Source organism: Asticcacaulis solisilvae (assembly GCF_017875235.1).
Lineage (GTDB): Bacteria > Pseudomonadota > Alphaproteobacteria > Caulobacterales > Caulobacteraceae > Asticcacaulis > Asticcacaulis solisilvae_A.
Genome location: NZ_JAGGMI010000006.1, coordinates 297,262 through 321,921, shown reverse-complemented (window position 1 = coordinate 321,921; position 24,660 = coordinate 297,262). Strand labels below are relative to the sequence as shown.

Genomic DNA, 24,660 nt, shown 5'->3' with positions numbered 1-24,660 from the left:
CTGATCGACGAGAATACGCCGGTCGTGGTCATCGCACCCGACGACGAGCTGTTCGAAAAGACGGCGTCCAATGTCCAGGAAGTCGCGGCGCGCGGTGGTCGCGTCGTCATGATCACCGATGCGCCGGACAAGGTCCCGGCCCTGTCCGGGGATGCCGCTAAAGCGTTGAAGGTCATCCGCAATCCGGCCTGCGATCCCTTTATCGCCCCGCTGATCTATTCGGTGCCGATCCAGCTTCTGGCCTACCACACTGCCGTCCATAAGGGCACCGACGTCGACCAGCCGCGCAATCTGGCCAAGTCGGTGACGGTGGAATAGGCTTTAAAGCCAGCGCCGGACCGCGCGGCAATAGTCCCCGTACGCTTCGCCGAACACCCTTTGCATCGCCTGTTCCTCAAAGCGGATATACCAACGATCCGCGACAACCACGAACAGCACCGCCAGGATCAGCGGAACCAGTGCGCCGGTGCCGATCGCGATACCTGTCAGGAACAGCGCAAAGCCGAGATACATCGGGTTACGGCTTATCTTGAACCAGCCGTCGGTCACCAGCACGTCCGGGTCGGAAAACGGGTTAAGATTTGTATGGGCATGACGGAACTGGCTGGCCGCTGACAGGGTGATGTAGAGACCGCCGAAAATCCCGAGAAGGCCGACATTGACCCATGGCGGTCCAAACAGGACGACGCCAGGGAACCAGACCCGGCTGGCGATCATGGCGACGGCGAGTATGCCAACAAGCACGGGCGGCAGCAGTTTCATATCAGGTGCGAATCTCATTGGCGAACATCGCGACAGCATATGCGGTTCGCCTGCTATTTCATAGCGGCACATTTTAGCAACTTTTTAGTTGCCAAAATTACCCTTGTAAAACATCATGCAACTCGGAGGTTGCCATGACTGATACACCTGATGCAATTATCAAAACCATACAGCTCAAGGCTTCGCAGGATCGCGTCTGGTGCGCTATCACGGATTCTTCGGAGTTCGGCCAGTGGTTCGGCTGCCGTTTCGACGGTCCTTTTATTGCAGGCCAGGCGATGGCCGGCAGGATGACACCGACCGTCGTCAATGACGAAATCGCCGAAATGCAGAAGCCTTATGACGGGCACCCGTTCAACATCGTTATCGACCGGATCGAACCGCAGACCGTCTTCGCGTTTCGCTGGCATCCTTATGCCGTTGACGAAGGCAAGGATTATTCGGGCGAGGCAGAGACCCTCGTTACATTTTTACTGATGCCGGCCGATGGCGGCACGCATCTGACGATCACCGAGTCCGGATTCCACCAACTGCCGCCGGAACGCCGCGCCCAGGCCTTTGCCTCCAACGAAGGCGGCTGGGAGGCTCAGATCCATATGGTGGAGGCCTGGCTTGCCCGCTGAACCCGCCGAAGTCTTCGCCGCACTTGGGGATGAGACAAGGCTGGCGCTGATTGCGCGCCTGATCGCCGAAGGTCCGTCGCCCGTGGTGCGCCTGAGCACGGGCACGGCCATGACACGCCAGGCCGTGACCAAGCACCTTCACGTCCTGGAAAAGGCAGGCCTGGCCAGGCGCCAGCGCATCGGCCGGTCGACGGTATGGCAATTGGAAGCGTCCGCTATCGATCGCGCCCGGCGCAGCCTCGACGCCCTGTCGCGCCACTGGGACGCCCGGTTGGCGCGGTTGCGCGACCATGTCGAAGGCTGACGGGCAAGATTTAGCAATTTTTACCGATTGACGCAAAAATTTCCGAAAAAAATAAATTTCACGGGATGACAAACGACAAAACATAGGCAATATGGCGGCAACTCCTGTTTTGTTCATCATTTCCAGACAGCCATCCCATGCGCGACTTCTACCGTATCCGCCGCCTGCCCCCGTACGTTTTCGAGGAGGTCAACAAGGTCAAGGCGCGCCTGCGTGGCGAAGGCGTCGACGTCATCGACTTCGGCATGGGCAATCCGGACATGGCGACGGCGCCGCACATCGTCGACAAGCTGATCGAGACGGTCAAAAAGCCCAAGACCCACGGCTATTCGGTCTCAAAGGGCGTCCAGGGCCTGCGCAAGGCCATGGCCGGCTATTACGACCGCCGCTATGGCGTGAAGCTCAACCCCGACACCGAAGTCGTCGCCACGCTTGGCTCGAAGGAAGGCTTTGCCAACCTGGCCATGGCGATCACCGCGCCCGGCGATACGGTCATCTGCCCCAATCCGGCCTATCCGATCCATGCCTTCGGCTTCCTGATGGCCGGCGGGGTCATCCGCCACGTCCCGGCCCTGTCACCGGAACAGTACCTGTCGGGCATCGACAAGGCTGTGAAGCACTCGGTGCCGACGCCGTCGATCATGATCGTCTCCTATCCGTCGAACCCGACGGCGCAGTGGGTCGATCTCGACTTCTACAAGGAGGTCATCAAGCTGGCGAAGAAGCACGATCTTCTTGTGCTCTCCGACATCGCCTATTCGGAAATCTATTTCGACGACAACCCGCCGCCGTCCCTGCTACAGGTCGAAGGCGCCATCGAACGCTCGGTCGAGATCAATTCCCTGTCCAAGACCTACGCCATGGCCGGCTGGCGCATCGGCATGGTTGTCGGCAATGCCCAGATCTGCGCTGCCCTGGCGCGGGTGAAGTCCTATCTCGACTATGGTGGTTTCGCGCCGATCCAGGTGGCGGCCGCCGCTGCGCTCAACGGCCCGCAGGACAATGTCGACGAAATCCGCGCGACCTACAAGGCGCGCCGCGACGTCCTCATCGAATCGATGAGGCGCGCCGGCTGGGATATCCCGCCACCACCGGCGTCGATGTTCGCCTGGGCCAGAATCCCGCCAAAGTTCGAGCATATGGGCTCGATCGAATTCGCCAAGCTGCTGATTGAAGAGGCGCACGTCGCTGTCGCACCGGGTCTCGGTTTCGGCGAATATGGCGAAGGTTATGTCCGTATCGGCCTCGTAGAGAACGAGCATCGTATCCGCCAGGCGGCCCGCAACATCAAAAAGCTGTTACAGCCGGACGCCAAAATCGAACCCAAAAGTCCGGTAAAGGTCGCCTAGATCGCATCGACTGGCGCGATTCGGCTGTGGCACGCGGACTAAGGGCCTGTTTCATAATGGCTAAAAAAGTTCCCGCCGTTACGAAACTGTGGATGATTTTTGCTTTTTTGCGACTATCACGTCACACCCGTCCAGATGGAATCTTAGAAAATCGTTTAATGTTTTGACTCGCGCCCGCATTTGCGCTTCACTTCTTATGGTGCAGTGCACACTTTTGTCGAAACTTGACATTATTGACGCGGGCTTCACATCGACCGCGAGGGCTATCGGGCCTTAAGGTCGCTGGGAAATTAAGAGGTGTAGCGTGGTCAGTGTAGAATTCAACGTAAACTCGGCGTCGGAGCAGGAAGCTTTTTTCGGCGCTTTCTTTAAATTCGTTGAAGCCGCTGCGTTAAGCGAAGCCGACGCCATCTCCGTTCGCGCCGATACGCGCGGCGCCGATCAGGTCAAGGTCGTGACATTCGAGAACGACATCCAGGCCGACCGTTTCCAGTCCTATTGGACGCAGCGCCGCAAGTGGCTGGGGCTCTGAGGCTGGAATCTTTCGGCTATTACTATAGGTTCGGCATAAACTGACCCGGACCCCGCATGAGCCTCAGGCGACTTCCCCTTCGCATCCGATTGCCCCTCATCCACGGCGCCCTTGAGCGCCTGGCCAGATGGCGCAGCCGATCATGGATCAGGGCAGGCGACGCGTCCCTCAAGCCGGGCGATTTCATTGTCTCCGGCTTTCTCAACGAAAACCTGGGTATAGGGCGCGCCGGACGTCTGTCCGCCGCCGCGCTGAAGGCCGCCGGCTATACGTTCACTGAACACGACCTTCGACCTGCGTTCAAACGCTTTGTCCAGGGCGGCACGACGCTCCCGGGTCAGGGCGGCGTCTGGTATATTCACGCCAATCCCGCCGAAGCCCTTGTCGCCTTCCTGGCGCATGATCCGAAAAGCTGGGCCGACCGCTACCGCATCGGCTTTTGGGCCTGGGAAACGCCGAAAGCACCGAAAAGCTGGGTGTTCGCGGCCAATTACCTCCACGAAATCTGGGTGCCCAGCCGTTTCGTCCACGATGCCGTGGCCCGGACCTTCGCCAACGCCGGGCGCAATGACCTGATCCCGCGCCTGCGCGTCATGCCGCATCCCGTGCCGCTACCCGCACCACACGGCCACGCCGAAATCAACGCCATCCGCCAGACCTTCGGCCTCCAGCCCGAACTGTGCGAGGTGTTGAGCCTGTTCGACGTCAAATCCTCGAACGTGCGCAAGAACCCGTGGGGCAGCATCGACGCCTGGACGCGTGCTTTTCCGATCCCGGCTGAAACGGCGCGTCTGACGCTGAAGGTCAGCGACCTGAACATGGATCGCGCCACCGAACAGCGGTTGAACGCCGTCCTGTCCGAACGGGCAGATATCCAGCTGATCAGTGAAGCGCTGAATGACGCCGACATGGACACCTTCATTGCTTCGTTCGACGCCGTCCTGTCCCTGCACCGTTCGGAGGGTTTCGGCCTGCCGCTGGCTGAAGCCATGGCCGCCGGCGTGCCGGTCATCGCCACCGGATGGTCCGGCAATATCGATTTCATGACCAGGGACAATGCCTGGCTGGTCCCCGTCGCAATGATCCGGATCGATGACCGCGAAGGCCCTTATACAGGTCTGGAAAACGATCCCGAACAGATCTGGGCCGAGCCCGATCTCGACGCCGCGGCGGCGTCCATCCGCGAGGTGGTCGAGACCCGCGCCACCCGCCGCCACATGAGCGAGGCCGGCCGGCGCGCCATAGCGGCCCTGCACGCACCCTGGCAGGCCCTAGCCGCGCTTCCCTTCAATCAGTGGCTTTAAGAGGCGCGTCAGGAAGCGATCCGGCCCTGAATGGAATTTCGCCAGGTACGGCACGGCGCGGTCGCGCACCAGGTCGACGATGTCCCGCCGCAGTGGCGACGCGCCGTCGAGCGCCTCATAAGGCAGCATGTCGAGGCGATTGGCCTCCGCGACATCGTCAAGAAGCTGGCTTAGCCGTTGCGACGTGCCGTCCCGGAACGATGGCATGACGCCTGTGTAATTGCCCGGTTCGTGACCAATATTGATGAAGCAGGCGGTCCCGTACATGCTTTTCTGGATGTGCACATAGGTCTGCGCCGCCAGGGTCCGCCGTATCCAGACATCGCCTCGCCCGGCCTTCTCACGGACATAGTCCAGCGGCTTGAGCACGTCATCGATTTCGTTGACCAGCAGACGCAGGCTGCGTTTCCGCACCTCTGGCAGGACAAGGGCAGCGGCGGCCTCTTCGGACGTTGAGGTCATTTGTGCGGTCTCCGGGGAGGGAAAACGACGGTGTATTGTCACTGTTGCATCCCCTGATGGCGAACCGATGACCATTTCGACGGAAATGCACCGGTGTTTACGGTAAGATCAGCGGAAACAGGGCTAAGCCGGCGGCAGTGTCTCAGTTTGAATTAAGGGGTGGTTGACATTTTCACCGCCGACCTCATTTCGTGCTATGCTTAGCGAATAGCATGGGAGGTTTTATGGCGAACGCATTGTGGATTGGGCGCAACAATATATTGCCGGAATAGACAAGCGATTACCTTGGCTTGAAAGCCGTACAATCACGATGTCGGAGATGCGGGACGGAAATCGTGTGGATACCACTCAGGAACAAATAGAAGAATTGCGTCGACAGAAGGCTGAACTTATGGGGCTTATCGAGTTGCACGAGAATTCTAATGCCTAAAGGTCCTAACGGACAAAAGCTCCCCGCCGATGCAAACCAGCTTGCCGCCCATATCATCGGCATTGCTACCGGTGAAGTTTCAGACACACCACCGGACGACGGAAAAGACCCTAACGCCAAAGCGCTAGGGTCTAAAGGTGGTGCGTCTACGGCCGCAAAGATGACGCCGGAACAGCGCTCCGAGATCGCCAGGAAGGCGGCGGCGAAGCGTTGGGCTAAATAGCTACTTTTCCCGGCGAGCCGTCAAAGGCAATTCGATTGTCTCACCGAATCTAGGATAAACGCGGTCTAGGCTCCGCTTGAACGCATCCCAGTTATCTGCGGCGCGCAGTAAGGCAATGACACCGGCTAGGTGTTCTTTCAACTTCGGGTGGCCTCGGTCGGTGTTGAACCACTGGTGATGCTTGTGCGACCGGCGTCCAGATTCGGCGATTGGATTTTTTGCACGCAGCTCCTCGGTGATGCCCGGAGCCAACCTATCGTACACAAAATCATCAGTCCAAGCGGCGATCACGCTTGGCCGCTTTGTGTTCCACGGCTCAAACTTCCAACCACGGAGTCGATATATTTCTTTATAAAATTCAATGGGAAAAGTTTTTGTCCACTTCTGGCGTTCGTTGGCAAGAAATTCTGTAAATATCTTGGCGAGAGCATCCTTCGCCCGAACGTCCTGGTACCCCGTCGCTTCATCAACCAGAGCAATGATTCCAGTATGCGCCAAAGCACGCATGAGAAGCTTCGCCTTAGCGGCAATTTTTTTCTGACGTGGCCCCAAAGTCGTCGCCTCGTCGGCATCCAACCATACATCGCATATTTTAGGGATAATCTCGGCCTTAATGCCGCGCGCGATATTGCCGCGACGCGTGCGATAATCGACAGTGATAGACTGCAGGTCTCCCAAATGCTTGTCCACAAAGGGTTTCAGCGTCTTAAACGCCAAAAATTGCGGTGTATCTGCAGCAACGTCCTCGTCTGAGCGATTCTTTGAAATCCAACCGCTGTAGTACATGTGCATGGCTTCCATGAAATCGGTCTGCGTAATGACCCGTGTGCCATCGGACAGAACGTCGCATTCCAAAGTCATGTCACCGATCGTGAGTTGCCCCGGGTGCTCTGACTGCAGGACATCCCTTGATTTGTCCCACCTTGCTGCAGCGGCCCTGCGTCCAATCTCCGCCCGCTGCTCCGGGGTCAAGGCAACCGCACGCGCCTTAGCTGCAGCCACCTTCTTTTCGTCTTTCGCGTACACTTGAAACTCCATGCTTGCGACTCGATATGCAAGCATATTGTGCTAGCACAAATAATTTGCAAGCATAAAACGTTCGCTTACATCGCAACCTTGAACTAAGCTAAAGGCCCCGACGACAAATCGAGGCCTTTTTCGCTTCGTGCAATTAATTGCGTGCCGACAAATTCAAACTGAGACACTGCCAAGCCGGCTTAAGGCTTGACTCTTGAGCCCGTTTGGCGCATTGCACCCGCCACATCCGCGCAAGCCTTTTGCGCCCTTGTTACAAACCCTTCGCGATCACGACCCTGCACATAGCTGCAATGAGGATCGGAAGGCTCCCCGACAGCGCGTGGCGCCCTCGGGGATTTTCTGTTTGCGGCAATGGCGCCATCGGCCAGAGGAATAACGAGCATGTTTGACAGTTTGAACGAGCGCCTGTCCGGTCTATTCGACCGCCTGTCGGGTCGCGGCGTCCTTTCGGAAAAGGACGTCGACGAAGCCCTGCGCGAAGTCCGCGTCGCCCTGCTCGAAGCCGACGTCGCCCTGCCGGTCGTGCGCCAGTTCATGACGCGTGCCCGCGAACTGGCCACCGGCGAAGAGATCATCAAGGCCGTCCGCCCCGCCGACCAGGTCGTCAAGATCGTCTATGACGGCCTGATCGAAATGCTGGGCGGCGAAGAGGCCGAACCGCTCAACCTGAACGCCGTGCCGCCGGTCGTCATCCTGATGGCGGGCCTGCAAGGTTCGGGCAAGACGACCACGACCGCCAAGCTAGCCCTGCGCCTGTCCAAGTTCGACCGCAAGAAGGTCATGCTGGCCTCGCTCGACACCCGCCGTCCGGCCGCCATGGAGCAGCTGAAGATCCTGGCCGAACAGGTCGGCGTCGACTTCCTGCCGATCGTTGCGGGCCAGAGCGCACTCGACATTACCCGCCGCGCGCTTCAGGCTGCCAAGATCCAGGGCTTCGACGTCCTGATCCTCGACACCGCCGGCCGCACGACGCTCGACGAAGCGCTGATGACCGAAGCGGCGGATATCGCCAGGATTTCCAACCCGACCGAGACTTTCCTGGTCGCCGACAGCCTGACCGGTCAGGACGCCGTGCGCACGGCCGCGGCCTTCCATGAGCGGCTGCCGCTGACCGGCCTGATCCTGACGCGCGCCGATGGTGACGCCCGTGGCGGCGCCATGCTGTCGATGCGTGCCACAACCGGCCTGCCGATCAAGTTTCTGGGCGCCGGCGAAAAGATCGACGCGCTTGATGTCTTCGACGCCCGCCGGATCGCCGGCCGTATCCTGGGCCAGGGCGACGTCGTGGCCCTGGTCGAAAAGGCGGCGCAGGAGCTCGACGCCGCCAAGGCTGCCGCCGCCGCCAAGAAGATGGCCAAGGGCCAGTTCGACCTCGACGACCTGGCGACCCAGCTGCAGCAGATGAAGCGCATGGGCGGCCTCGGCGGCATCATGGGGCTTCTGCCGGGCGTGCAGAAGGTCAAGAAGCAGATCGAAGAATCGAACATTACGGACAAGACCTTCGACCGCCAAGTGGCGATCATCTCGTCCATGACCAAGATCGAGCGCAAGAAGCCGGACCTGCTGAACGCGTCGCGTAAGCGACGTATCGCCGCCGGCGCCGGTGTCGAGGTGCAGGAAATCAACCGCCTGCTGAAACAGCACCGCCAGATGGCCGACACGTTCAAGGCGATGGCGCGTTCCAACGGCCGTGGCATGATGGGCCAGATGGCCAAGATGTTCGGCATGGGCGCCGGCGGACAGCCCCCCAATGTCGAAGAGATGGCCAAGCAACTGGGCATGGACCCCAACGCTCTGGGCGGGCCCGGTGGGCCTGATCTCGAACAACTGAAAAAGCTTGGGGCCGGTGGTTTGCCGGGCGGGCTTCCAGGCCAACTGCCGGGTCTCGGCGGTGGCAAACCTTCTTCGGGCCTGTTCGGTGGCCTGCCGGGTCTCCCCGGCGCAAAGCCGTTCGACCCAACCAAGAAATAGCAAGTTAGGAATATACAATGCTTAAGATTCGTCTGTCCCGCGGTGGCTCCAAGAAGCGCCCTTACTACACGATCGTCATCGCTGACGCCGGCGCTCCGCGCGACGGCAAGTTCATCGAGAAGGTCGGCACCTACAACCCGATGCTGCCGAAGGACGCCCAGCGCGTCACGCTGAAGGTCGAGCGCATCCAGGAATGGCTCAAGAAGGGCGCCCAGCCGACCGACCGCGTCGCGCGCTTCCTGTCGCAAGAAGGCCTGGTGAAGTGGGAACACGGCAACAACCCGCAAAAGGGTACGCCGGGCAAGAAGGCTCAGGAACGTGCTGCCGAGCGCGCCCAGCGCGAGCAGGACCGTCTGGACGCCGAAGCCGCCGCCAAGGCCGAAGCCGAAGAAGCCAAGAACGCTCCGGCCGCCGAAGAGGCGCCCGCCGCTGAAGAGACTCCGGCTGAAGAAGCCTAAGGCTTTCAGGATCGATTATGAAAAGGCCGGAGCATGTGCTCCGGCCTCAGGCTGCTGACAAAGTCTGTGGACAATTTTCATGCGGTATATTGCCACCTGATTCACGGAACGTCTCGGAATCAAGCGGTGAACATATCGGAATCAAATTGTGGCAATTGGCCCTTCTCAAAAAAGATAGGGGGTTTGTCAGTAGCCTGAGGCCGGAGCATGTGCTCCGGCCTTTTTGTTTTAGCCGCCGTAACTTGCTTTGCGCGCACCTTTTGATTATGCGCAGGCCATGAGCACTTCCCAATTCATCTTTGTCGCGCAGGTCGGCGCCGCCCATGGTGTCCAGGGCGAATTCAAGCTGATCAGCCATATGGACGATCCGGCGAGCATCCTGGAATACGATCCGCTGCTGAACGAAAAGGGCGAGCCGGTCCTGTCGATCACGGCGGCGCGCGAGCATAAGGGCGCACTTCTGGTTCGTGCCAAGGAAGCGCCGGACCGCACGGCCGTGGAAAAGCTCAAAGGGTTGAAGCTCTATATCGATCGTGCCGATTTCCCGGAGCCTGAGGAAGACGAGTACTACGTCACCGACCTGATTGGCATGAGCGTGGTCGATACGGCCGGTCAACCGGTCGGCAAGGTCGCCAATGTCGACAATTTCGGGGCCGGCGACCTGCTGGATATCAAGCCGCTCGAAGGCGCGAACTTCTACCTGCTGTTCTCGCTCGACAACGTGCCGGAAGTGCGTCTGGCGGAGCGGGTGATCGTGGTCGATCTCAGCGGAATCTGACAAGAGTTTGGAGGGAGGTCCACAACCCCACAAATCTTGCCTTTTCATTGAAGGGTAAAGGCTTGGGGCCACAGGCCCCAAACCCCGAAACTGTACCAGGTGCTACACGTGAATGCCGCCCGCGACCTCGATCCTCTGGCCGTTCAGCCATCCGGCCTCGTCCGACAGCAGGACCGAGACAATCCCACCGATATCGTCCGGCAGGCCAACACGGCCCAGCGGCGTGCGGCTGGCGAGCATGGCGTTAAGATCGGCATTGTCGCGCACACGTCCGCCGCCAAAGTCCGTCTCGACAGCGCCCGGCGCGACTGAATTCACCCGGATACGGCGCGGACCCAGTTCCAGCGCCAGATAGCGCGTCAGCACATCGACTGCCCCCTTCATTGATCCGTAAGCGGACGATCCCGGATAGCTGAAGCGCGCCAGGCCCGACGACAGATTCAAAATGGCCCCGCCGTCATTCATCATCGGCAAAAGAGTCTGGGTCAGGAAGAACACACCCTTGAAGTGGATGTTGACCATGTCATCCAGCTGCGCCTCGGTCGTTTCCATAAACGGCGCATAGAGCCCCGTTCCGGCATTGTTGATCAGGAAATCAAAGCGTTCGGAATTCCATGTCGCTTTCAGCGCCGTCCTGACCTGCTCGGCAAAAGCGGCGAACGTCGAAACCTTGCCCGTATCAAGCTGCAAAGCCACCGCCTTGCGGTTCATCTGGCTCAGTTCGGCGACCAGGCTTTCCGCCTGCTCGCGGTTGGAATGGTAGGTAAAAATAATATCGACGCCTTTGGCGGCCAGATGATGCGCCATGTTGCGGCCCAGGCCGCGGCTGCCGCCGGTGATCAGTGCAATGGTCATGAGACCCTCCTGTCAGTTAATGCGCCGACATTTACATGATCGCATATTCTGGATAAATTTTGCAAAAGTGACCTCACTGTTCGGAATTTTAGTACAATGAATCAGCTCGATGCCATCACTGCCTTTGTCCGCGTTGCCGAGCTGTCAAGTTTTACGCAAGCCGCCCTTTCGCTTGGCTTGCCGAAATCGAGCATATCGGCGGCCGTGCTCCAGCTCGAAACCCACCTCCGCGTCCAGCTCCTTTACCGCACCACCCGCCGCGTCCAGTTGACCCACGACGGCCAGGCTTACCTCGACCGGGCGCGCGACATGCTGGCTGACCTTGAAGACATGGACAGCATGTTCCTGCACGCACCGGGGGAACTGACCGGGACTCTGCGCGTTGACATGCCGGTGGCTATGGCGCGCAACCACATCATCCCCAAGCTGCCGCAGTTTCTCGATCGCCATCCCGGCCTCGAGATCGAATTGAGCTGCACGGACCGAAGGGTCGATGTCGTGGCCGAAGGCTTCGATTGCGTGATCCGCGCCGGCGCCATGGGTGATTCCGGCCTGATGGCGCGACAGTTGGGCGCCATGCCGATGCTGAATGTCGCCAGCCCTGGCTATATCGCGAAATATGGTATGCCAATGACACTCGATGACCTCGACCACCATCGGCTAGTCCACTACGTCATGCAGCTGGGCAGCAAACCGTTCGGCTTTGAATACTGGGACGGTCAGGCCTACCAGAGCCGGCCAGTCAGGGGCGTGGTCAGCGTCAACAATACGGTTGCCTATAACAGTGCCGCCCTGGCCGGCCTCGGCATCACCCAGGCGCCGAAGGCAGGCGTCAAGGACAGCCTGGCGGATGGTTCGCTGGTCGAAGTTCTGCCCCAGTATCGCGCCGAGCCGCTACCGATTGCCATTGTCTACCCACGCCGCCGCCATCAGGCCCGACGAGTCCGCGCCTTCATGGACTGGGTGGCCGAGGTCATAGCGCCCTACCTTGATTGAGGACAATTGGCCCCACCACCACGCCAGCAAGCTAGCGCGGTGGTGGGGGCCAATCGACCTCTCCCTTGAGCCCCCGAACAGATCATGTCATGCTCAATTGAATAACAACAAAGATGCCATGAAGCGCCCCACCTCCTTCGACATCGCAGCCCTGGCCGGCGTCTCACAGGCGACGGTATCGCGCGCCCTGTCGAACACCTATCCGGTCAGCGAAGACGTCCGCCGGCGCGTCTATGAAGCCGCTGCCAAGCTCAATTACACGGTCGATATCAACGCCCGCAAACTACGCTCGAAGAAGATCAACACCATTGCTGTCCTGGTCTCCGAAGACCTCGACAGCGAAGACAGCCGCATCAATCCGTTCTTCCTGCCGCTGATCGGTTCGATCCTCGACTATGCCGGCGACAAGGGCGTCGACGTGCTGGTGAGCTTGCAGAAGCAGAGTGCCAACTGGGGCGCCGACTACGGTTTTGCGCGCCGTGCCGACGGCATCATCTTCCTCGGATATCGCGACTTCGAGACCTACAAGCAAAAGGTCGATGTGCTGCGTGAGATCGGCGAGCCTTGGGTCGTCTTTGGCCCGGTCATGCAGGGCGAACCCGACCTGTTCGTCGGCTCGGATAACGAAACCGGCGCTTACGAAGCCGTCGCACACCTGATCCGGCTGGGCCGCAAGCGGATCGTGTTTCTCGGCGAAGCCTCCGAGCGCCATTCCGAGTTTTTCGAGCGCTTCAAAGGTTATCAGCGCGCCCATGCCGAAGCTGGCCTGAGCGTCAATCCGGCGCTGGCCATCGACTGTTTTATCTCACGCGAAGAAGGCGCGGCGGCGATCCAGCGCCTGCTCGATCAGGGCACAGGATTCGACGGCGTCTTTGCGGTGACGGACCTGCTGGCCATCGGCGCCATCCAGACCCTGCAGAAACGCGGCCTGAACGTTCCGAAGGACGTATCGGTCATGGGCTTCGACGATCTGTGGGTGTGCACCTGCATCAATCCGGAGCTGTCGACCGTGCGCCAGGACACGACAACCGCTGCCCGTGTGCTGGTCGACACCCTGGCCAAGCTGATCGATGGCGAAAAAGTCAACATGACCCGTATCCCGACTCGGCTGGTTATCCGCGAGTCGTGCGGCGGCTAATCCCTACTTCCACGCCTTGTTGACCGTCTTGGTCCATTCGCGCGCCATCAGACCGTGGCCAGCATAGGTCGGGTGGACGCCATCCCACGACCAGTGTTCCGCCGGCGCCCGCTTCATCGCTTCGTCGAAGGCGCGCTGATACGCGACCAGAGGCAGCTTGTACTTGGCCGCCAACTTGCGCGCTATGGCCTGGCGCGGGGCGAGCGCGGCACGTTTGGCTTCGTAATCGGCCTTGTAGCCACCGGAAGGCAGCAGGAACGACTCCCCCAGGACGATCTTCACATTGGGCAGCGCCTTCAACGTCTCGGCAATCAACGTGTCGTAGGTCTGTTCATAGGTCTCGAGCGACTGGCCGTTCGCGTAGAAGGTGTCGTTGACGCCAACCATGATGCTCAGCACGTCGGGCTTGAGCGCGATCGTATCGGCCTGCCAGCGGGCGGCAAGATCGACGACCGTGTTGCCGCTGACACCGCGATTAACGAAGAGCAGCCGGCGTTCGGGATAGTCGAGGCCGATCTGCGCCGCGACGATATAGGCATAGTCCTGGCCCATAATGTGGTTCTGGTCGTCACCGGCCCAGCGCCCGCCTTCGGTGATGGAATCGCCCTGGAACAGGATGGTCGCGCCGGGCGTCAGGGCCTTCAGCGCCGGTTTGGCGTAGGCCGGTATGGCCATGGCGGCCAGCATCAGAACAATCCCGAACAGTTTGCGCATTTTCGTCCCCGCGTTGCTACCCGGTATTTGACCGGATGTGGCTGGACGGTCAATCGCTCTCTTTAAACGATCGGTGTTTGGGGCCTGCGGCCCCAAGACCTTCAATTAAAAAAGAAAAGCCTGGCCTTTAGGGGGCCAGGCTTTTCTTTTTTAATCAAAGGCTTTGTGGGGTCACGGACCCCACGCCCCGATATTTTACAGGATCGACTGGCCCGTCTTCGCCCAGTCCGCCATGAAGGTTTCCAGGCCCTTGTCCGTCAGCGGGTGCTTGACCATGTCCTTGAACAGCGACGGCGGCAGGGTCGCGCAGTCGGCGCCAGCCAGGGCAGCCTGTTCGACGTGCTTGGTGTTGCGCAAGCTCGCCGCCAGGATTTCGGTATCGAAGTCGTAGTTGTCGTACAGCGCGCGGATGTCGTGGATCAGTTGCATGCCATCGGCGCCCTGGTCGTCCAGACGGCCGACGAACGGCGACACGAAGGTCGCGCCGGCCTTGGCGGCCAGCAGCGCCTGGTTGACCGAGAAGCACAGGGTCACATTGGTCATCAGACCCTGCGACGAAAACTCGCGCGTCGCCTTCAGGCCGTCGATCGTCAGCGGTACCTTGATGACCACGTTCGACGCGATCTGGGCCAGCTTTTCGCCTTCCTTGATCATGGTCGCGGCATCGACGGCAGCAACTTCCGCCGAGATCGGACCTTCGATCAGTTCGCAGATTTCCTTGATGACTTCGGCGATATTGCGGCCCGACTTGGCGATGATGGTCGGGTTGGTGGTCACGCCGTCGACCAGACCGGCTTCGTTGAGCTCGGCCAGGATGGCAGTGTCGGCGGTGTCGGCGAAAAGTAGCATTTGAAACCCTCTTGGATCTGGCAGCCGGAAGGTTCCTGACTATCTAGGTCGGGAATTGGCTTTCAACCGGCGGGAATTTTCGGTATTGGGGGCCATAAAGACTGTTCCCCAGACAAACTCAAGTACTTTTTTGTAATGAATGATACCGCTAACATTGCCGCGCCCAAGGTGGGCTTCGTGTCGCTGGGCTGCCCCAAGGCCCTGGTCGATTCCGAACGTATCCTGACCCGTCTGCGCGGCGAAGGCTATAGCACCGCGGCCGATTACGACGGCGCCGATGTCGTTGTCGTCAACACCTGCGGTTTCCTTGACTCGGCCAAGGAAGAGAGCCTGAACGCCATCGGCGAGGCCATGGCCAAGAACGGCAAGGTCGTTGTCACCGGCTGCATGGGCGGCGAGGAAGAGCTGATCCGTTCGCGCTTTCCGAACGTCGCCGCCGTTACCGGCGCGCACCAGTACGAAGCCGTCATGGACGCGGTCCACAACATTGTCCCGCCCAAGCCCGATCCTTTCCGCTCGCTGGTTCCCGAAGAGGGCCCCGGCGTCCGCCTGACACCAAAACACTACGCCTATCTCAAGATTTCCGAAGGCTGCGACCACCGCTGCTCCTTCTGTATCATCCCGTCCCTGCGCGGCGACCTGGCTTCGCGCCCGATCGCCGAAGTCCTGCGCGAGGCCGAAACCCTGGCCAAGTCCGGCGTCAAGGAGCTGCTGGTCGTCAGCCAGGATACCTCGGCCTATGGGCTCGACATCAAGTACGCTCAAAGCGAATGGCGCGGCCAGAACTGGGATGCCTCGTTCGAGGACCTGGCGCGTGGCCTGGGCGAACTGGGTGTGTGGGCGCGGATGCACTATGTCTATCCGTATCCGCACGTGAACGCGGTCATCCCCCTGATGGCCGAAGGTAAGATCCTGCCGTACCTGGACATTCCGTTCCAGCATGCCAGCCCGAAAATCCTCAAACTGATGAAGCGGCCCGGCAACCAGGACAAGACGCTGCAACGCATTGAGAGCTGGCGCGAAGTCTGTCCGGATCTGACCTTGCGCTCGACCTTCGTCGTCGGTTTCCCGGGCGAGACCGAGGCCGATTTCAACCTGCTGCTTGACTGGCTGGAAGCGGCGCAGATCGATCGCGTCGGCGCCTTTGCCTACGAAAATGTCGAAGGCGCGGCGGCCAAGCTGCTGCCCGATCATGTACCGGAAGAGGTCAAACAGGACCGCCTGGCGCGCTTCATGGCCGTCGCTTCGCGCATTTCGGCGCAGAAGCTGGCCAACAAGGTCGGCCGCATCGAAGACGCCATCGTCGATGACATCCGCAATGACGGCACCGCCATCGCCCGCACCAAGGGGGACGCGCCGGAAATCGACGGCCATATCTTCCTGAAGGGCTTTACGGGTCTCAAGGCCGGCGACATCGTCAAGGCCAAGGTGACCAAGGCCGATGCCTACGACCTGTGGGGCGAGCCGGAAGGCTTGATCAAGCTCAACCGCGTGCCAGGTGCGGTGACCAACCGCCGGATGCACAATCTGATTTCGCGGCGTTAGTCGAAAGACAGCAAGAGGCCCCACCACCACGCCGTTTCACGGCGTGGTCCCCCTCCCCATCGCTTCGCGACAGGGAGGAGATACAGAGCGCGATCACTCCTCCCTGTCGCGAAGCGATGGGGAGGGGGACCGCACGAGTGAGACATTGCGTAAGCAATCGCGAATGAGATGTGGTGGTGGGGTTTCTTACTTAAGCGATCACCACCAACTTGCCATCAGTATAGCCGTAGCTGACCGTCTCACCCGCCTTCAACGCGATATCCAGCGCCTGTTCCCCATGAACCAACCGCGTCTTGATAGCTGATTTGGCACGTAAGGTCAGCCGCTCGGGCGCGCCATCGCGCCACGCTAGATCGACCCCCACACCCCCACGCGCTTTCAATCCCTTGACCGCACCCTTCGGCCAGGCCTTCGGCAAGGCCGGCAGGATCAGGATCTCGTCATTATAGGACTGCAACACCATCTCGGTCATGCCCGACGTCCCACCGAAATTGCCGTCGATCTGGAACGGCGGGTGGGCGTCAAACATGTTGGGATAGGTCCGGTCCGGCCCCAATAATAACTTCAGAATGCTGTGCGCGCGATCGCCTTCACCGAGACGCGCCCACAGGTTGATCCGCCAGGCGATCGCCCAGCCGGTCGACAGGTCGCCGCGCATGTCCAAGGACTTTTTTGCCGCATTGGCCAGGTCCGGCGTGTGCCGGGCGGTGATCTGCGACGATGGAAAGGCGCCATAGAGGTGTGAGACGTGGCGGTGGTGCATATCATGCGCCTCCATGTCCCAATCGTCCTTCCATTCCTGAAGCTGGCCGGCCTTGCCGATTTGGTTCGGCACCAGCTGATCGCGCAGGGCCATAACCTCCTTGCGGAAAGTCTTGTCGGTTTTCAGAATCTCGGCGGCCTTGAGCGTATTGTTGAACAGGTCGCGGATGATCTGCATGTCCATTGTCGGGCCGGCGCAGATCGAGGTGCCGAACTTGTGGCGGTTTTCCGGTGAAATCGACGGCGCCGTGACCATGTAGCCGGACACCGGGTCCTTCACCAGCGCATCAACAAAGAACTGCGACGCGCCTTTCAGCAGCGGATAGATATCTTTCAGATAGGCGGTATCTCGGCCGTAGTCGTAACGGTCCCACAGGTGCAGGCACAGCCAGGCGCCGCCCGTCGGCCAGGTGCCGTAAAAGGCCGCGTCGATCGGGCCGGTGGCGCGCCACAGGTCGGTATTGTGGTGGGTCACCCAGCCGCGCGCGCCATACATAATCTTCGCCGTCTCAGAACCGGTGATGGCTATGTCCTTCACCATGGCGACCAAAGGGTCGACGCATTCGGCCAGGTCGGTCGGTTCCGCCGGCCAGTAGTTCATTTCGGTATTGATGTTGATCGTGTACTTGCCGCCCCAGGGCGCGTTCAGCTTTTCATTCCACAGTCCCTGCAGGTTGGCCGGTTGCGTGCCCGGCCGCGAACAGCAGATCAGCAGGTAGCGGCCGTACTGGAAATAGAGGGCCGCCAGTGCCGGATCATCCTGGGTCTGCGACTTGGCGATGCGTTCATTGGTGGCCAGGTCGGCAAAGGCCGTGCGGCCGAAATCGACCGACACGCGGTTGAACAGACGTTGGTGCTCGGCCAGATGAACAGCATAGAGCTGATCCCAGCTCTTGCTGGCCGCCTTATCGATCTGCGCCTTGGTGATCGCTGTCGGATCGCCCGAAACATCACGGAAGGATTTGTAGTTGGTGGCGGCCGCCATGAAGATCATGACGCTGTCGGCAGTCTTGACGACCAGTTCGTCGGTGCCCGAGGTCTGCACGCCGCCTTCAGCCACCACACGGACGCGGCTTTCAAAGCGCAGCGCGCCGTCCTTGCCGGCATGCGGACCATTGCGGCCGGAAAGCACGATATCTCGCACGCCATCGATGACGACATTGCCGACCTGTGGCGTTTCAAAGCCGAGCTGAAAGTCGATGCTACCGGGTGTGTCAGCGGTCAGGCGCATGACCAGCACCTGGTCTACCGGCGAAATGAAGGTCTCGCGTTTGAAATTCACACCGTTCTGACGATAGGTCACGGTCGACAGGGCGCGCGTCAGGTCCAGCTCGCGGCGATATCCCGAAGCATTGGACGATACGCCAAAGGTCAGCCACATCTCGCCGATCGTCTGGTACGACACCTGGCGGATCGGATCGGCCATCATCTGCGCCTGGATCAGTTCCTGGGCTTCGAGATACTTGCCGGCGAAGATCAGCTTGCGCACTTCCGGCAGCGCCGTCAGCGCCGTCGGATTGGCGGGCTGATAGGGCGCGCCGGCATAGAGGGTGTCTTCATTCAGTTGCAGGCGTTCGCGCGCCACGCCGCCGAAAACCATGGCGCCCAGCCGGCCATTGCCGAGCGGCAGGGCGTCGGTCCATTCGATGGCAGGTCCCTTGTACCACAGCGTCAGGTCATTTAGCGTGGACACCGGTGTCACAGCTAGGCCGATATTGGGCACAAAAGCCAGTCCACTCAAGGCGGCGGCAGAGGTCATCGCCGTACGGCGTGTAATTCGCGGAGCCTTCATTATCGTCATCCCTGCTTTATCTAGCATTTGCGCCAGTTTCTGATTGTTGGTTAGCCCGGCACCTCACAGGCTACCACGTCATGGCTTTTCGGCAATAAAATTATTTTCAAATATAGCAATCGCTCCCGCTAATGGCAGCGGGAGCGATCTCGTTTTAGCGATTGCCGAAACGGCGTTGCAAACTGGCCTTGATACGGGCATGTGCCGCTTCCGAAACCGGCCGGACGAAATCGTAGCCGATGTCGCGCCAGTCGGGATGGTCAGCTTCAAAGCCCAGCCGTCCTAGCATGGCCTGCGAACTGACGAAGAAGTGGTGGCGGTACGGCAGCAGCACACCGCCATTGGCGGAATGAAAATGCCCGCGCCTCCTCGTAGTTGTTGAACCACGGATTGAGGCTATCTCTAAAAGACGGACCGGCGAAGAACTCGGAAAAATCGAGACCCGACTGCGCCTGCTTCAGCTCGGTCCAGCTGTCGAAACCTGCCTCATCGGCCACGACGGCCAGGGCGTGCTTCAGTTGCAGGGTCTCAGGCGGACTGCGCAGGGATGTAAAGCGTTTGAGCGCGGCGTCATCACCGGCACGGGCCTGTTTCAGCAGGCGCGCGGCATCGCGTTTCAGGGAATCGATGGAAAGGGTTGCCTGTTCAGGCATGGGGAAACTCCTTTGCTACCGGCCTTTTCCCCATCCCGTGAAGACCGCAAAAGAGCAGATTGTCGTATTGGATATCATCCGTCAGGAGGGCACGCGCCTTTCGTGGGGCCGGGCCGTCCTGAGCGGCCCGATGGCGCGTCATAGCCACAGTGCCCGCGAAAAGCAAGTCGGGGTTCGCCGCGCGCTTCGATCATGCATTTTTTACGCGCAAAATGAGGGAATTGCTGTAAAGAATCATCAATCAGGGTTAACTTTTCCCCAATCAGGTGGCCTCTTGCTCAGTCTGAAACCGTCTTCGCACCGTCAACCGGATCATGAGGCGGGTGAAATGCACCATTCCGATCGCGGTCTCTTGTTGCGGAAGCCGCCGGCCTATCAGGACCGGTGGTGGTCGACCGATGATGGTTTAAGGCTCTATGCGCGCGACTATCCGGCCAGCCCCGGCCGCGTGCGTCTCCCGGTCATCTGCCTGCATGGCCTGACGCGCAACTCCGCCGATTTCGAAGACGTCGCGCCTTATATCGCCGCGCTTGACCGCCGCGTCATCGTGCCGGACATCCGCGGCCGCGGCCTGTCGGAAAAAGATCAGGACCCGATGAACTACCACATCTGGACCTACGCCCGCGACATCCTGGATCTGTGCGACAGCATGGGCATCGGCCAGGCGATCTTTGTCGGCACGTCGATGGGCGGACTGATCACCATGGTGCTGTCGACCCTGCGTCCGACCCTGATCAAGGCCGCCGTGCTCAATGATGTCGGCCCGGTCCTGTCGTCCAAGGGGCTGGCGCGCATCTCTTCCTACGCCTCGCAGGCGCATCAGGTTTTCAAGAACTGGCACGACGCCGCCGTCTATATCGCCGAAGCCAACCGCGTCGCCTTCCCCAACTATTCGCCGTCGGACTGGCAGAAGTTCGCCAAGCGCGTCTTCATCAAGGGCCGCGATGGCTTGCTGCGCCTGGCGTATGATCCGCGCATCACCGAGGCCTTCAAGAGCGTGACCGTGACGTCCAGCACTTATGACATGGCGCCGTGCTATATGAGCCTGGCGACCGGCCGCCGTATCCTGCTGGTCCGTGGCGCCCTGTCGGACCTGCTGGAAGACACCGAAGCCCAGGCGATGGAGGCCATGTCGAGCGACTTCAGCCGCGTCGATATCGACTATGTCGGTCACGCCCCCATGCTGACCGAACCGACGGCGCGGGCGGCGATTACCGACTTCCTGGAGAGCCAAGGCTAACCTTATGTCTCGCACAGTCGTCTTCGACAGCCCGTTCCTACTCGGCTTCGACGACATGCGCCTGATGATCGAGCGCGTCGGCCGCAGCCACGACAACTACCCGCCCTACAATGTCGAGCAGGTCACCAGCGACCATATCCGTATCAGCATCGCGGTGGCGGGCTTTACGCAGGACCAGCTGCGCGTCGAGGTCAAGGGCCGCCAGCTAATGGTCGTTGCCACCCGGGAACGCGCCGGCGAACCCGAGGCGCGGGAGTTCCTGCATCGTGGCATTGGCCTGCGCGCCTTCAATCGCGGCTTCGTGCTCAGTGATGGTTTCGAGGTGAAGGGGGCGGAGCTGGCCTATGGCCTGCTGCACATCGACCTGATTCGGCCGGAACTGCCCGATGAGTTCCAGATCATACCGATCAGCGTGATCTGACTTACGGTTGTTGTCCACAGATTGCACAGCTTAGATCGGTATGATTTTAAGTGGAAACATCATACCGATCTAAGTTTTTGTTTTGTCGCGATATTTAAGGCGAAAACCCCAAAAAACGCATCTTGGCACTTTTCGCCATATCGCTCTAGCACAGCTGATCCGTGCGTGGGGAAGCTGAGGCGCGCGATACTTTAATGAAATGAAGGCGCTTTGCGCCGTCGGGATCAGATTTGATAAGACACAGGCCGCCCACCTGCACGGATCATCCGTGCTAATCTGTGCAATCTGTGGACAAACCTACATCAGCAATTCAGCGCTAAGCCGCGTTGGAATCCGCGATATCCGTCAGCAGCGCATAGATCGCATCGTTGCTCTCGACGGCCCGCAGCTGATCGCGCAGGTCCTTCTGACGCAGCACGCGCGACACCTTGGCCAGGGCGCGCAGGTGCTCGGTGCCGGCGTCTTCCGGCGCCAGCAGCGCGAAGATCAGGTCCACGGGACGATCATCAATGGCTTCGTAATCGACGGCGGCTTCGAGGCGCAGGAATACGCCGTGCATCCGGTTCAAGCCCGCCAGCGCCGCGTGGGGAACGGCAACACCCATGCCAACACCGGTCGAACCCAGCTTCTCACGCTCCAGAAGGGCGTGGTGGATCGTCGCGGAATCGAGGCCGAGCTGTCGCGCAGCTATATCTGCGATGACCTGAAGGGCCTGGCGCTTCGAATTCACGCTGACATTGCCATTGATACCGTGGCGATCCAGCAAACTCGTCAAAAACATAACAAATCCAGTATGCGCGGCGTTATTGTGCTTCAGCCCCCCGGCTTGCCGGGCAGGCATTAGCCGGGCGCGCTGTCCGCGTCAACCCGCCCGGCCGTGAAGTCTTTATTACATGACCGCCGCGGACTGCGCCGGCGCGGACGTGTCGGCCTTGCCATTGGCCTTGCCGTGACTCTTGCCGTTGACGGTGCGCTCGGGGTCGATCCAGCCGATATTGCCATCGGGGCGGCGATACAGCACCGACAGACCGCCGTGAGCGGCGTTACGGAACATGATGAGCGGATAGTTGGACAGTTCCAGCTCCGCCACCGCCGCCGGCACCGACATGGTGCGCAGCGCCTGTTCGGTTTCGGCAATGATCATGGCCTGAGGCGGGGACTCGTGGTCCATGCCGTCGTCCAGCTCCTCCTCGGCTTCGATATCGGCGGGGGCGCTGCGCAGGACGGTGACATTGGCCACTTCTTCCTTCACGGGCGTGCCATGATGGTGCTGCTTCAGGCGGTTCTTATAGCGGCGGACGCGCTTTTCCATGTGGTCCAGCGTGCCGGTGAAGGCGGAATGGGCGTCACCGCCGAACGCATGCGAAACAAGTACCTGGCCGGACGCGAGGCGGACGAAACAGTCCGCTCTGAACATATATCCTTCCTTGGAAATGGTGACTTCCGCCGTGGTGCCGCCACGGTCAAAATACTTGGCGATGCCGGCATTCAGTTCGTCCTGAATGCGCTGGGTGAGGGCTTCGCCGACTTCACACTGTTTTCCACTGACTTGAATTTGCATAGCGTGACACGCTCCGTTCTTCATAAGAACCGCGGCCTGCAACCGGAGAAGTCCGGTTCCTGCATGGATAAGCAGGCCGCCCTGAACCCCCGGGGAAGTGCCCGAAGGCCCTTTTACTCTACGCCGTTCTGACCATTTAAAAAGGGCCGAGTGCTGAACATCACTCGTTTGTGTTCATGTAAAAACGGCGACATAAAGATGCCATGCCGAAAGCGCTTTGTTTTTATTATTCAGTCGCTTGCGAGGCGGTATCAGCGAGTCTGGCGCTTGCGTTCGACGGACGACGGAATGCGCAAGGCCTCGCGATATTTTGCCACGGTGCGGCGCGCGATATCGACGCCAGCCTCTTTCAGGATCTCGACGATGCGGTCGTCGCTGAGGACTTCGCCCGTCGCCTTTTCGCCGTCGATCAGGCTCTTGATCTTGTGACGGACGCTTTCGGCCGAGTGCGCCGCCGTGCCGTCCGAAGAGGCGATCGATGAGGTGAAGAAGAACTTCAGTTCAAACACGCCGCGCGGCGTCGAGATGTATTTGTTCGAGGTGACGCGGCTGATGGTCGATTCGTGCATGCCGACCGCCTCGGCAACCGTCTTTAGGTTCAGCGGGCGCAGATATTCGACGCCGTGGACAAAGAAGCTGTCCTGCTGGCGGACGATTTCCGCCGACACCTTGAGGATGGTGCGCGCGCGCTGGTCCAGGCTCTTGATCAGCCAATTGGCCTGGCTCAGGCATTCGTTGAGATAGCTCTTGTCCGCATCGCTGCGGGCCGCCGAAGACACCTTGGCCTGGTACTTCTGGTCGATCAGGATGCGCGGCAGAGTGTCGGAGTTGAGATCGATGCGCCAGCCGCCGGCGGCGTCCGAACGGACGAAGACATCGGGCACGACGGCGTGCGACGGCTCGGTGTCGAACTGGGCGCCGGGACGCGGATTGAGCGATTTCAGTTCCGAAATCATCTCGGCCAGGTCTTCGTCATCGACGCCGCACGCCTTACGCAGGGCGCTGAGGTCGCGGCGCGCCAGCATTTCGAGGTTGTCGAGCAGGACCGCCATGGCCGGATCGAAGCGGTTGCGTTCGACCAGTTGCAGCTTCAGGCATTCCGGTACCGAAGTCGCCATGATGCCCGTCGGCTCGAAGCCCTGGCAGGCGGTCAGGACCTTCTGGACCAGTTCAAGCTCACAGCCCAGGCGGTCGGCGATTTCCTCCAGCGAGGCGCGCATATAGCCGGCCTCGTCGACGGCATCGATCAGTATCTGGGCAATGGCCATTTCGGGCGCCGAGAAATGGGCGATCAGCGCCTGGTCGGTCAGGTGTTCGTTGAGGGTCTTTTCACGCGTCAGCGAGCGTTCCAGGCTGTCGTCGTCGCCATCGAAGCCTCCGCCGCCCTTGCCCGTCTTGGACCAGTCGACCATGGGGCCTTCGCTGGTGTCGGCGGCCGCGGATTCGCGTTCGCGCACCGGCGGTTCGTCGTCGCCATAGACGTCGGACGCCGAGGCGTCGATGTCGTTATTGGCGATGGCTGTGTCGCGGTCGGACAGTTCCAGTTCGCGCGACTCGTAGTCCTTGTCGCTGTCGGCGGGGGCGTCGATTTCGTGGGTGGTATCGACCGGCCCGTCGCCGTCCTCGCGCTGCAGCAGCGGGTTGCGCTCCAGCTCGGCCTCGATGACGGCCTCGAGTTCAAGATTCGACAATTGCAGCAGCTTGATCGCCTGCTGCAGCTGGGGCGTGATAACCAGCCCCTGTCCCTGCCTGATTTCGAGCCTTTGTCCGAGCGCCATTCCGTAATCCCGATCAATTGCCGGCACTATGACCGAAATTAATCACTAAAGTCTTGCCGGTAGCCAAGTTTTGGCACGTTGCGGCAAAGGGATGAACACCGGGTAAATATGGTTAACGAAGC

27 protein-coding genes are annotated in these 24,660 nt (G+C 60.3%); 15 read left to right on the top strand and 12 right to left on the bottom strand.

Going from position 1 to position 24,660, the window contains the following annotated elements; genetic code table 11:
* Nucleotides 1-318: SIS domain-containing protein (locus tag J2X24_RS12755; RefSeq protein ID WP_209721984.1), on the top strand; the 318-nt coding region annotated here is incomplete at its 5' end.
* A 3-nt stretch (nucleotides 319-321) separates the two neighbouring features.
* On the opposite strand, the gene J2X24_RS12750 is transcribed toward J2X24_RS12755, so the two are convergent.
* The gene (locus J2X24_RS12750) at nucleotides 322-762 is read right to left on the bottom strand and encodes a methyltransferase family protein (RefSeq protein ID WP_209721981.1); all 441 of its coding nucleotides are present in this window, start codon (nucleotides 760-762) and stop codon (nucleotides 322-324) included.
* 134 nt (nucleotides 763-896) lie between these two features.
* Here J2X24_RS12750 and J2X24_RS12745 point away from each other — a divergent pair, with 134 nt between their 5' ends.
* The 5 genes from J2X24_RS12745 (at nucleotide 897) to J2X24_RS12725 (ending at nucleotide 4,874) form a co-directional block, all read left to right on the top strand.
* The gene (locus J2X24_RS12745) at nucleotides 897-1,385 is read left to right on the top strand and encodes an SRPBCC family protein (RefSeq protein WP_209721980.1); all 489 of its coding nucleotides are present in this window, start codon (nucleotides 897-899) and stop codon (nucleotides 1,383-1,385) included.
* Nucleotides 1,375-1,689: an ArsR/SmtB family transcription factor gene (locus J2X24_RS12740; RefSeq protein WP_209721979.1), complete on the top strand. Its 315-nt coding sequence runs from the start codon at nucleotides 1,375-1,377 to the stop codon at nucleotides 1,687-1,689. Before J2X24_RS12745 ends, J2X24_RS12740 begins: the two co-directional genes overlap by 11 nt.
* 137 nt (nucleotides 1,690-1,826) lie before the next feature.
* Nucleotides 1,827-3,038 carry an LL-diaminopimelate aminotransferase gene (locus J2X24_RS12735; protein WP_209721978.1) on the top strand — a complete coding sequence of 404 codons (1,212 nt, stop codon included), beginning with the start codon at nucleotides 1,827-1,829 and terminating at the stop codon, nucleotides 3,036-3,038.
* Between the two features lie 304 nt (nucleotides 3,039-3,342).
* Nucleotides 3,343-3,570: a hypothetical protein gene (locus J2X24_RS12730; protein WP_209721976.1), complete on the top strand. Its 228-nt coding sequence runs from the start codon at nucleotides 3,343-3,345 to the stop codon at nucleotides 3,568-3,570.
* A 56-nt stretch (nucleotides 3,571-3,626) separates the two neighbouring features.
* Nucleotides 3,627-4,874: a glycosyltransferase gene (locus J2X24_RS12725; protein WP_209721975.1), complete on the top strand. Its 1,248-nt coding sequence runs from the start codon at nucleotides 3,627-3,629 to the stop codon at nucleotides 4,872-4,874.
* On the opposite strand, the gene J2X24_RS12720 is transcribed toward J2X24_RS12725, so the two are convergent.
* Nucleotides 4,842-5,336: a hypothetical protein gene (locus J2X24_RS12720; RefSeq protein ID WP_209721974.1), complete on the bottom strand. Its 495-nt coding sequence runs from the start codon at nucleotides 5,334-5,336 to the stop codon at nucleotides 4,842-4,844. The genes J2X24_RS12725 and J2X24_RS12720 overlap by 33 nt on opposite strands.
* 422 nt (nucleotides 5,337-5,758) lie before the next feature.
* Between J2X24_RS12720 and J2X24_RS12715 the strand changes: the two genes are divergently transcribed.
* Nucleotides 5,759-5,989 (top strand): hypothetical protein, encoded by a 231-nt coding sequence (locus J2X24_RS12715; protein ID WP_209721967.1) that lies wholly within the window; start codon nucleotides 5,759-5,761, stop codon nucleotides 5,987-5,989.
* Here J2X24_RS12715 and J2X24_RS22850 read toward each other — a convergent pair whose 3' ends face one another.
* Nucleotides 5,990-7,015, bottom strand: a complete 1,026-nt coding sequence (locus tag J2X24_RS22850) for a P63C domain-containing protein (RefSeq protein WP_209721963.1) — start codon at nucleotides 7,013-7,015, stop codon at nucleotides 5,990-5,992.
* Between the two features lie 393 nt (nucleotides 7,016-7,408).
* On the opposite strand from J2X24_RS22850, the gene ffh reads away from it, so the two are divergent.
* From ffh to rimM, 3 genes are all read left to right on the top strand, one after another.
* Entirely contained in the window at nucleotides 7,409-8,998 is a 1,590-nt protein-coding gene (ffh, locus tag J2X24_RS12705; protein WP_209721961.1) for a signal recognition particle protein, read from the top strand.
* Nucleotides 8,999-9,015: 17 nt separating this feature from the next.
* Nucleotides 9,016-9,456 carry a 30S ribosomal protein S16 gene (rpsP, locus tag J2X24_RS12700; protein WP_192620580.1) on the top strand — a complete coding sequence of 147 codons (441 nt, stop codon included), beginning with the start codon at nucleotides 9,016-9,018 and terminating at the stop codon, nucleotides 9,454-9,456.
* Between the two features lie 277 nt (nucleotides 9,457-9,733).
* A complete protein-coding gene (gene rimM, locus J2X24_RS12695) occupies nucleotides 9,734-10,234 on the top strand; it encodes a ribosome maturation factor RimM (protein WP_209721958.1) in 501 nt (166 codons plus the stop codon).
* 102 nt (nucleotides 10,235-10,336) lie between these two features.
* Here rimM and J2X24_RS12690 read toward each other — a convergent pair whose 3' ends face one another.
* The gene (locus J2X24_RS12690) at nucleotides 10,337-11,089 is read right to left on the bottom strand and encodes an SDR family NAD(P)-dependent oxidoreductase (protein WP_209721955.1); all 753 of its coding nucleotides are present in this window, start codon (nucleotides 11,087-11,089) and stop codon (nucleotides 10,337-10,339) included.
* 96 nt (nucleotides 11,090-11,185) lie between these two features.
* Here J2X24_RS12690 and J2X24_RS12685 point away from each other — a divergent pair, with 96 nt between their 5' ends.
* Nucleotides 11,186-12,085: a LysR family transcriptional regulator gene (locus J2X24_RS12685; RefSeq protein WP_209721952.1), complete on the top strand. Its 900-nt coding sequence runs from the start codon at nucleotides 11,186-11,188 to the stop codon at nucleotides 12,083-12,085.
* A 118-nt stretch (nucleotides 12,086-12,203) separates the two neighbouring features.
* Nucleotides 12,204-13,223, top strand: coding sequence for a LacI family DNA-binding transcriptional regulator (locus J2X24_RS12680; protein ID WP_209721951.1), 1,020 nt, complete (start codon nucleotides 12,204-12,206; stop codon nucleotides 13,221-13,223).
* A gap of 3 nt (nucleotides 13,224-13,226) precedes the next feature.
* On the opposite strand, the gene J2X24_RS12675 is transcribed toward J2X24_RS12680, so the two are convergent.
* Both J2X24_RS12675 and fsa read right to left on the bottom strand, forming a co-directional pair.
* Nucleotides 13,227-13,937, bottom strand: a complete 711-nt coding sequence (locus tag J2X24_RS12675) for an SGNH/GDSL hydrolase family protein (protein WP_209721949.1) — start codon at nucleotides 13,935-13,937, stop codon at nucleotides 13,227-13,229.
* A 195-nt stretch (nucleotides 13,938-14,132) separates the two neighbouring features.
* On the bottom strand, nucleotides 14,133-14,786 hold the full coding sequence (fsa, locus tag J2X24_RS12670) for a fructose-6-phosphate aldolase (protein WP_209721948.1): 654 nt from the start codon (nucleotides 14,784-14,786) through the stop codon (nucleotides 14,133-14,135).
* Between the two features lie 135 nt (nucleotides 14,787-14,921).
* Between fsa and rimO the strand changes: the two genes are divergently transcribed.
* The gene (gene rimO / locus J2X24_RS12665) at nucleotides 14,922-16,331 is read left to right on the top strand and encodes a 30S ribosomal protein S12 methylthiotransferase RimO (protein ID WP_209721947.1); all 1,410 of its coding nucleotides are present in this window, start codon (nucleotides 14,922-14,924) and stop codon (nucleotides 16,329-16,331) included.
* Between the two features lie 190 nt (nucleotides 16,332-16,521).
* On the opposite strand, the gene J2X24_RS12660 is transcribed toward rimO, so the two are convergent.
* The 3 genes from J2X24_RS12660 to J2X24_RS12655 form a co-directional block, all read right to left on the bottom strand.
* Nucleotides 16,522-18,885 carry a glycoside hydrolase family 95 protein gene (locus J2X24_RS12660; protein WP_209721946.1) on the bottom strand — a complete coding sequence of 788 codons (2,364 nt, stop codon included), beginning with the start codon at nucleotides 18,883-18,885 and terminating at the stop codon, nucleotides 16,522-16,524.
* Between the two features lie 154 nt (nucleotides 18,886-19,039).
* The gene (locus tag J2X24_RS22755) at nucleotides 19,040-19,174 is read right to left on the bottom strand and encodes a hypothetical protein (protein WP_281064953.1); all 135 of its coding nucleotides are present in this window, start codon (nucleotides 19,172-19,174) and stop codon (nucleotides 19,040-19,042) included.
* Entirely contained in the window at nucleotides 19,152-19,538 is a 387-nt protein-coding gene (locus J2X24_RS12655) for a hypothetical protein (protein WP_245344656.1), read from the bottom strand. Before J2X24_RS12655 ends, J2X24_RS22755 begins: the two co-directional genes overlap by 23 nt.
* A 328-nt stretch (nucleotides 19,539-19,866) precedes the next feature.
* Here J2X24_RS12655 and J2X24_RS12650 point away from each other — a divergent pair, with 328 nt between their 5' ends.
* The gene (locus tag J2X24_RS12650; RefSeq protein WP_209721945.1) at nucleotides 19,867-20,778 is read left to right on the top strand and encodes an alpha/beta fold hydrolase; all 912 of its coding nucleotides are present in this window, start codon (nucleotides 19,867-19,869) and stop codon (nucleotides 20,776-20,778) included.
* A gap of 4 nt (nucleotides 20,779-20,782) precedes the next feature.
* A complete protein-coding gene (locus J2X24_RS12645; RefSeq protein WP_209721943.1) occupies nucleotides 20,783-21,199 on the top strand; it encodes an Hsp20 family protein in 417 nt (138 codons plus the stop codon).
* Nucleotides 21,200-21,515: 316 nt separating this feature from the next.
* On the opposite strand, the gene ptsN is transcribed toward J2X24_RS12645, so the two are convergent.
* The 3 genes from ptsN to rpoN form a co-directional block, all read right to left on the bottom strand.
* On the bottom strand, nucleotides 21,516-21,980 hold the full coding sequence (gene ptsN / locus J2X24_RS12640; RefSeq protein ID WP_209721941.1) for a PTS IIA-like nitrogen regulatory protein PtsN: 465 nt from the start codon (nucleotides 21,978-21,980) through the stop codon (nucleotides 21,516-21,518).
* A 108-nt stretch (nucleotides 21,981-22,088) separates the two neighbouring features.
* A complete protein-coding gene (hpf, locus tag J2X24_RS12635; protein WP_209721940.1) occupies nucleotides 22,089-22,760 on the bottom strand; it encodes a ribosome hibernation-promoting factor, HPF/YfiA family in 672 nt (223 codons plus the stop codon).
* 251 nt (nucleotides 22,761-23,011) lie between these two features.
* A complete protein-coding gene (rpoN, locus tag J2X24_RS12630) occupies nucleotides 23,012-24,538 on the bottom strand; it encodes an RNA polymerase factor sigma-54 (protein ID WP_209721937.1) in 1,527 nt (508 codons plus the stop codon).
* Nucleotides 24,539-24,660: the final 122 nt, after the last annotated feature.

Coding starts and splice junctions, on each gene's coding strand:
- J2X24_RS12750 (WP_209721981.1), bottom strand. CDS start 762: ATGAAACTGCTGCCGCCCGTGCTTGTTGGCATACTCGCCGTCGCCATG.
- J2X24_RS12745 (WP_209721980.1), top strand. CDS start 897: ATGACTGATACACCTGATGCAATTATCAAAACCATACAGCTCAAGGCT.
- J2X24_RS12735 (WP_209721978.1), top strand. CDS start 1,827: ATGCGCGACTTCTACCGTATCCGCCGCCTGCCCCCGTACGTTTTCGAG.
- J2X24_RS12725 (WP_209721975.1), top strand. CDS start 3,627: ATGAGCCTCAGGCGACTTCCCCTTCGCATCCGATTGCCCCTCATCCAC.
- J2X24_RS12720 (WP_209721974.1), bottom strand. CDS start 5,336: ATGACCTCAACGTCCGAAGAGGCCGCCGCTGCCCTTGTCCTGCCAGAG.
- J2X24_RS12715 (WP_209721967.1), top strand. CDS start 5,759: ATGCCTAAAGGTCCTAACGGACAAAAGCTCCCCGCCGATGCAAACCAG.
- ffh (WP_209721961.1), top strand. CDS start 7,409: ATGTTTGACAGTTTGAACGAGCGCCTGTCCGGTCTATTCGACCGCCTG.
- rpsP (WP_192620580.1), top strand. CDS start 9,016: ATGCTTAAGATTCGTCTGTCCCGCGGTGGCTCCAAGAAGCGCCCTTAC.
- rimM (WP_209721958.1), top strand. CDS start 9,734: ATGAGCACTTCCCAATTCATCTTTGTCGCGCAGGTCGGCGCCGCCCAT.
- J2X24_RS12690 (WP_209721955.1), bottom strand. CDS start 11,089: ATGACCATTGCACTGATCACCGGCGGCAGCCGCGGCCTGGGCCGCAAC.
- J2X24_RS12685 (WP_209721952.1), top strand. CDS start 11,186: ATGAATCAGCTCGATGCCATCACTGCCTTTGTCCGCGTTGCCGAGCTG.
- J2X24_RS12680 (WP_209721951.1), top strand. CDS start 12,204: ATGAAGCGCCCCACCTCCTTCGACATCGCAGCCCTGGCCGGCGTCTCA.
- J2X24_RS12675 (WP_209721949.1), bottom strand. CDS start 13,937: ATGCGCAAACTGTTCGGGATTGTTCTGATGCTGGCCGCCATGGCCATA.
- fsa (WP_209721948.1), bottom strand. CDS start 14,786: ATGCTACTTTTCGCCGACACCGCCGACACTGCCATCCTGGCCGAGCTC.
- rimO (WP_209721947.1), top strand. CDS start 14,922: ATGAATGATACCGCTAACATTGCCGCGCCCAAGGTGGGCTTCGTGTCG.
- J2X24_RS12660 (WP_209721946.1), bottom strand. CDS start 18,885: ATGAAGGCTCCGCGAATTACACGCCGTACGGCGATGACCTCTGCCGCC.
- J2X24_RS22755 (WP_281064953.1), bottom strand. CDS start 19,174: ATGCTAGGACGGCTGGGCTTTGAAGCTGACCATCCCGACTGGCGCGAC.
- J2X24_RS12655 (WP_245344656.1), bottom strand. CDS start 19,538: ATGCCTGAACAGGCAACCCTTTCCATCGATTCCCTGAAACGCGATGCC.
- J2X24_RS12650 (WP_209721945.1), top strand. CDS start 19,867: ATGCACCATTCCGATCGCGGTCTCTTGTTGCGGAAGCCGCCGGCCTAT.
- J2X24_RS12645 (WP_209721943.1), top strand. CDS start 20,783: ATGTCTCGCACAGTCGTCTTCGACAGCCCGTTCCTACTCGGCTTCGAC.
- ptsN (WP_209721941.1), bottom strand. CDS start 21,980: ATGTTTTTGACGAGTTTGCTGGATCGCCACGGTATCAATGGCAATGTC.
- hpf (WP_209721940.1), bottom strand. CDS start 22,760: ATGCAAATTCAAGTCAGTGGAAAACAGTGTGAAGTCGGCGAAGCCCTC.
- rpoN (WP_209721937.1), bottom strand. CDS start 24,538: ATGGCGCTCGGACAAAGGCTCGAAATCAGGCAGGGACAGGGGCTGGTT.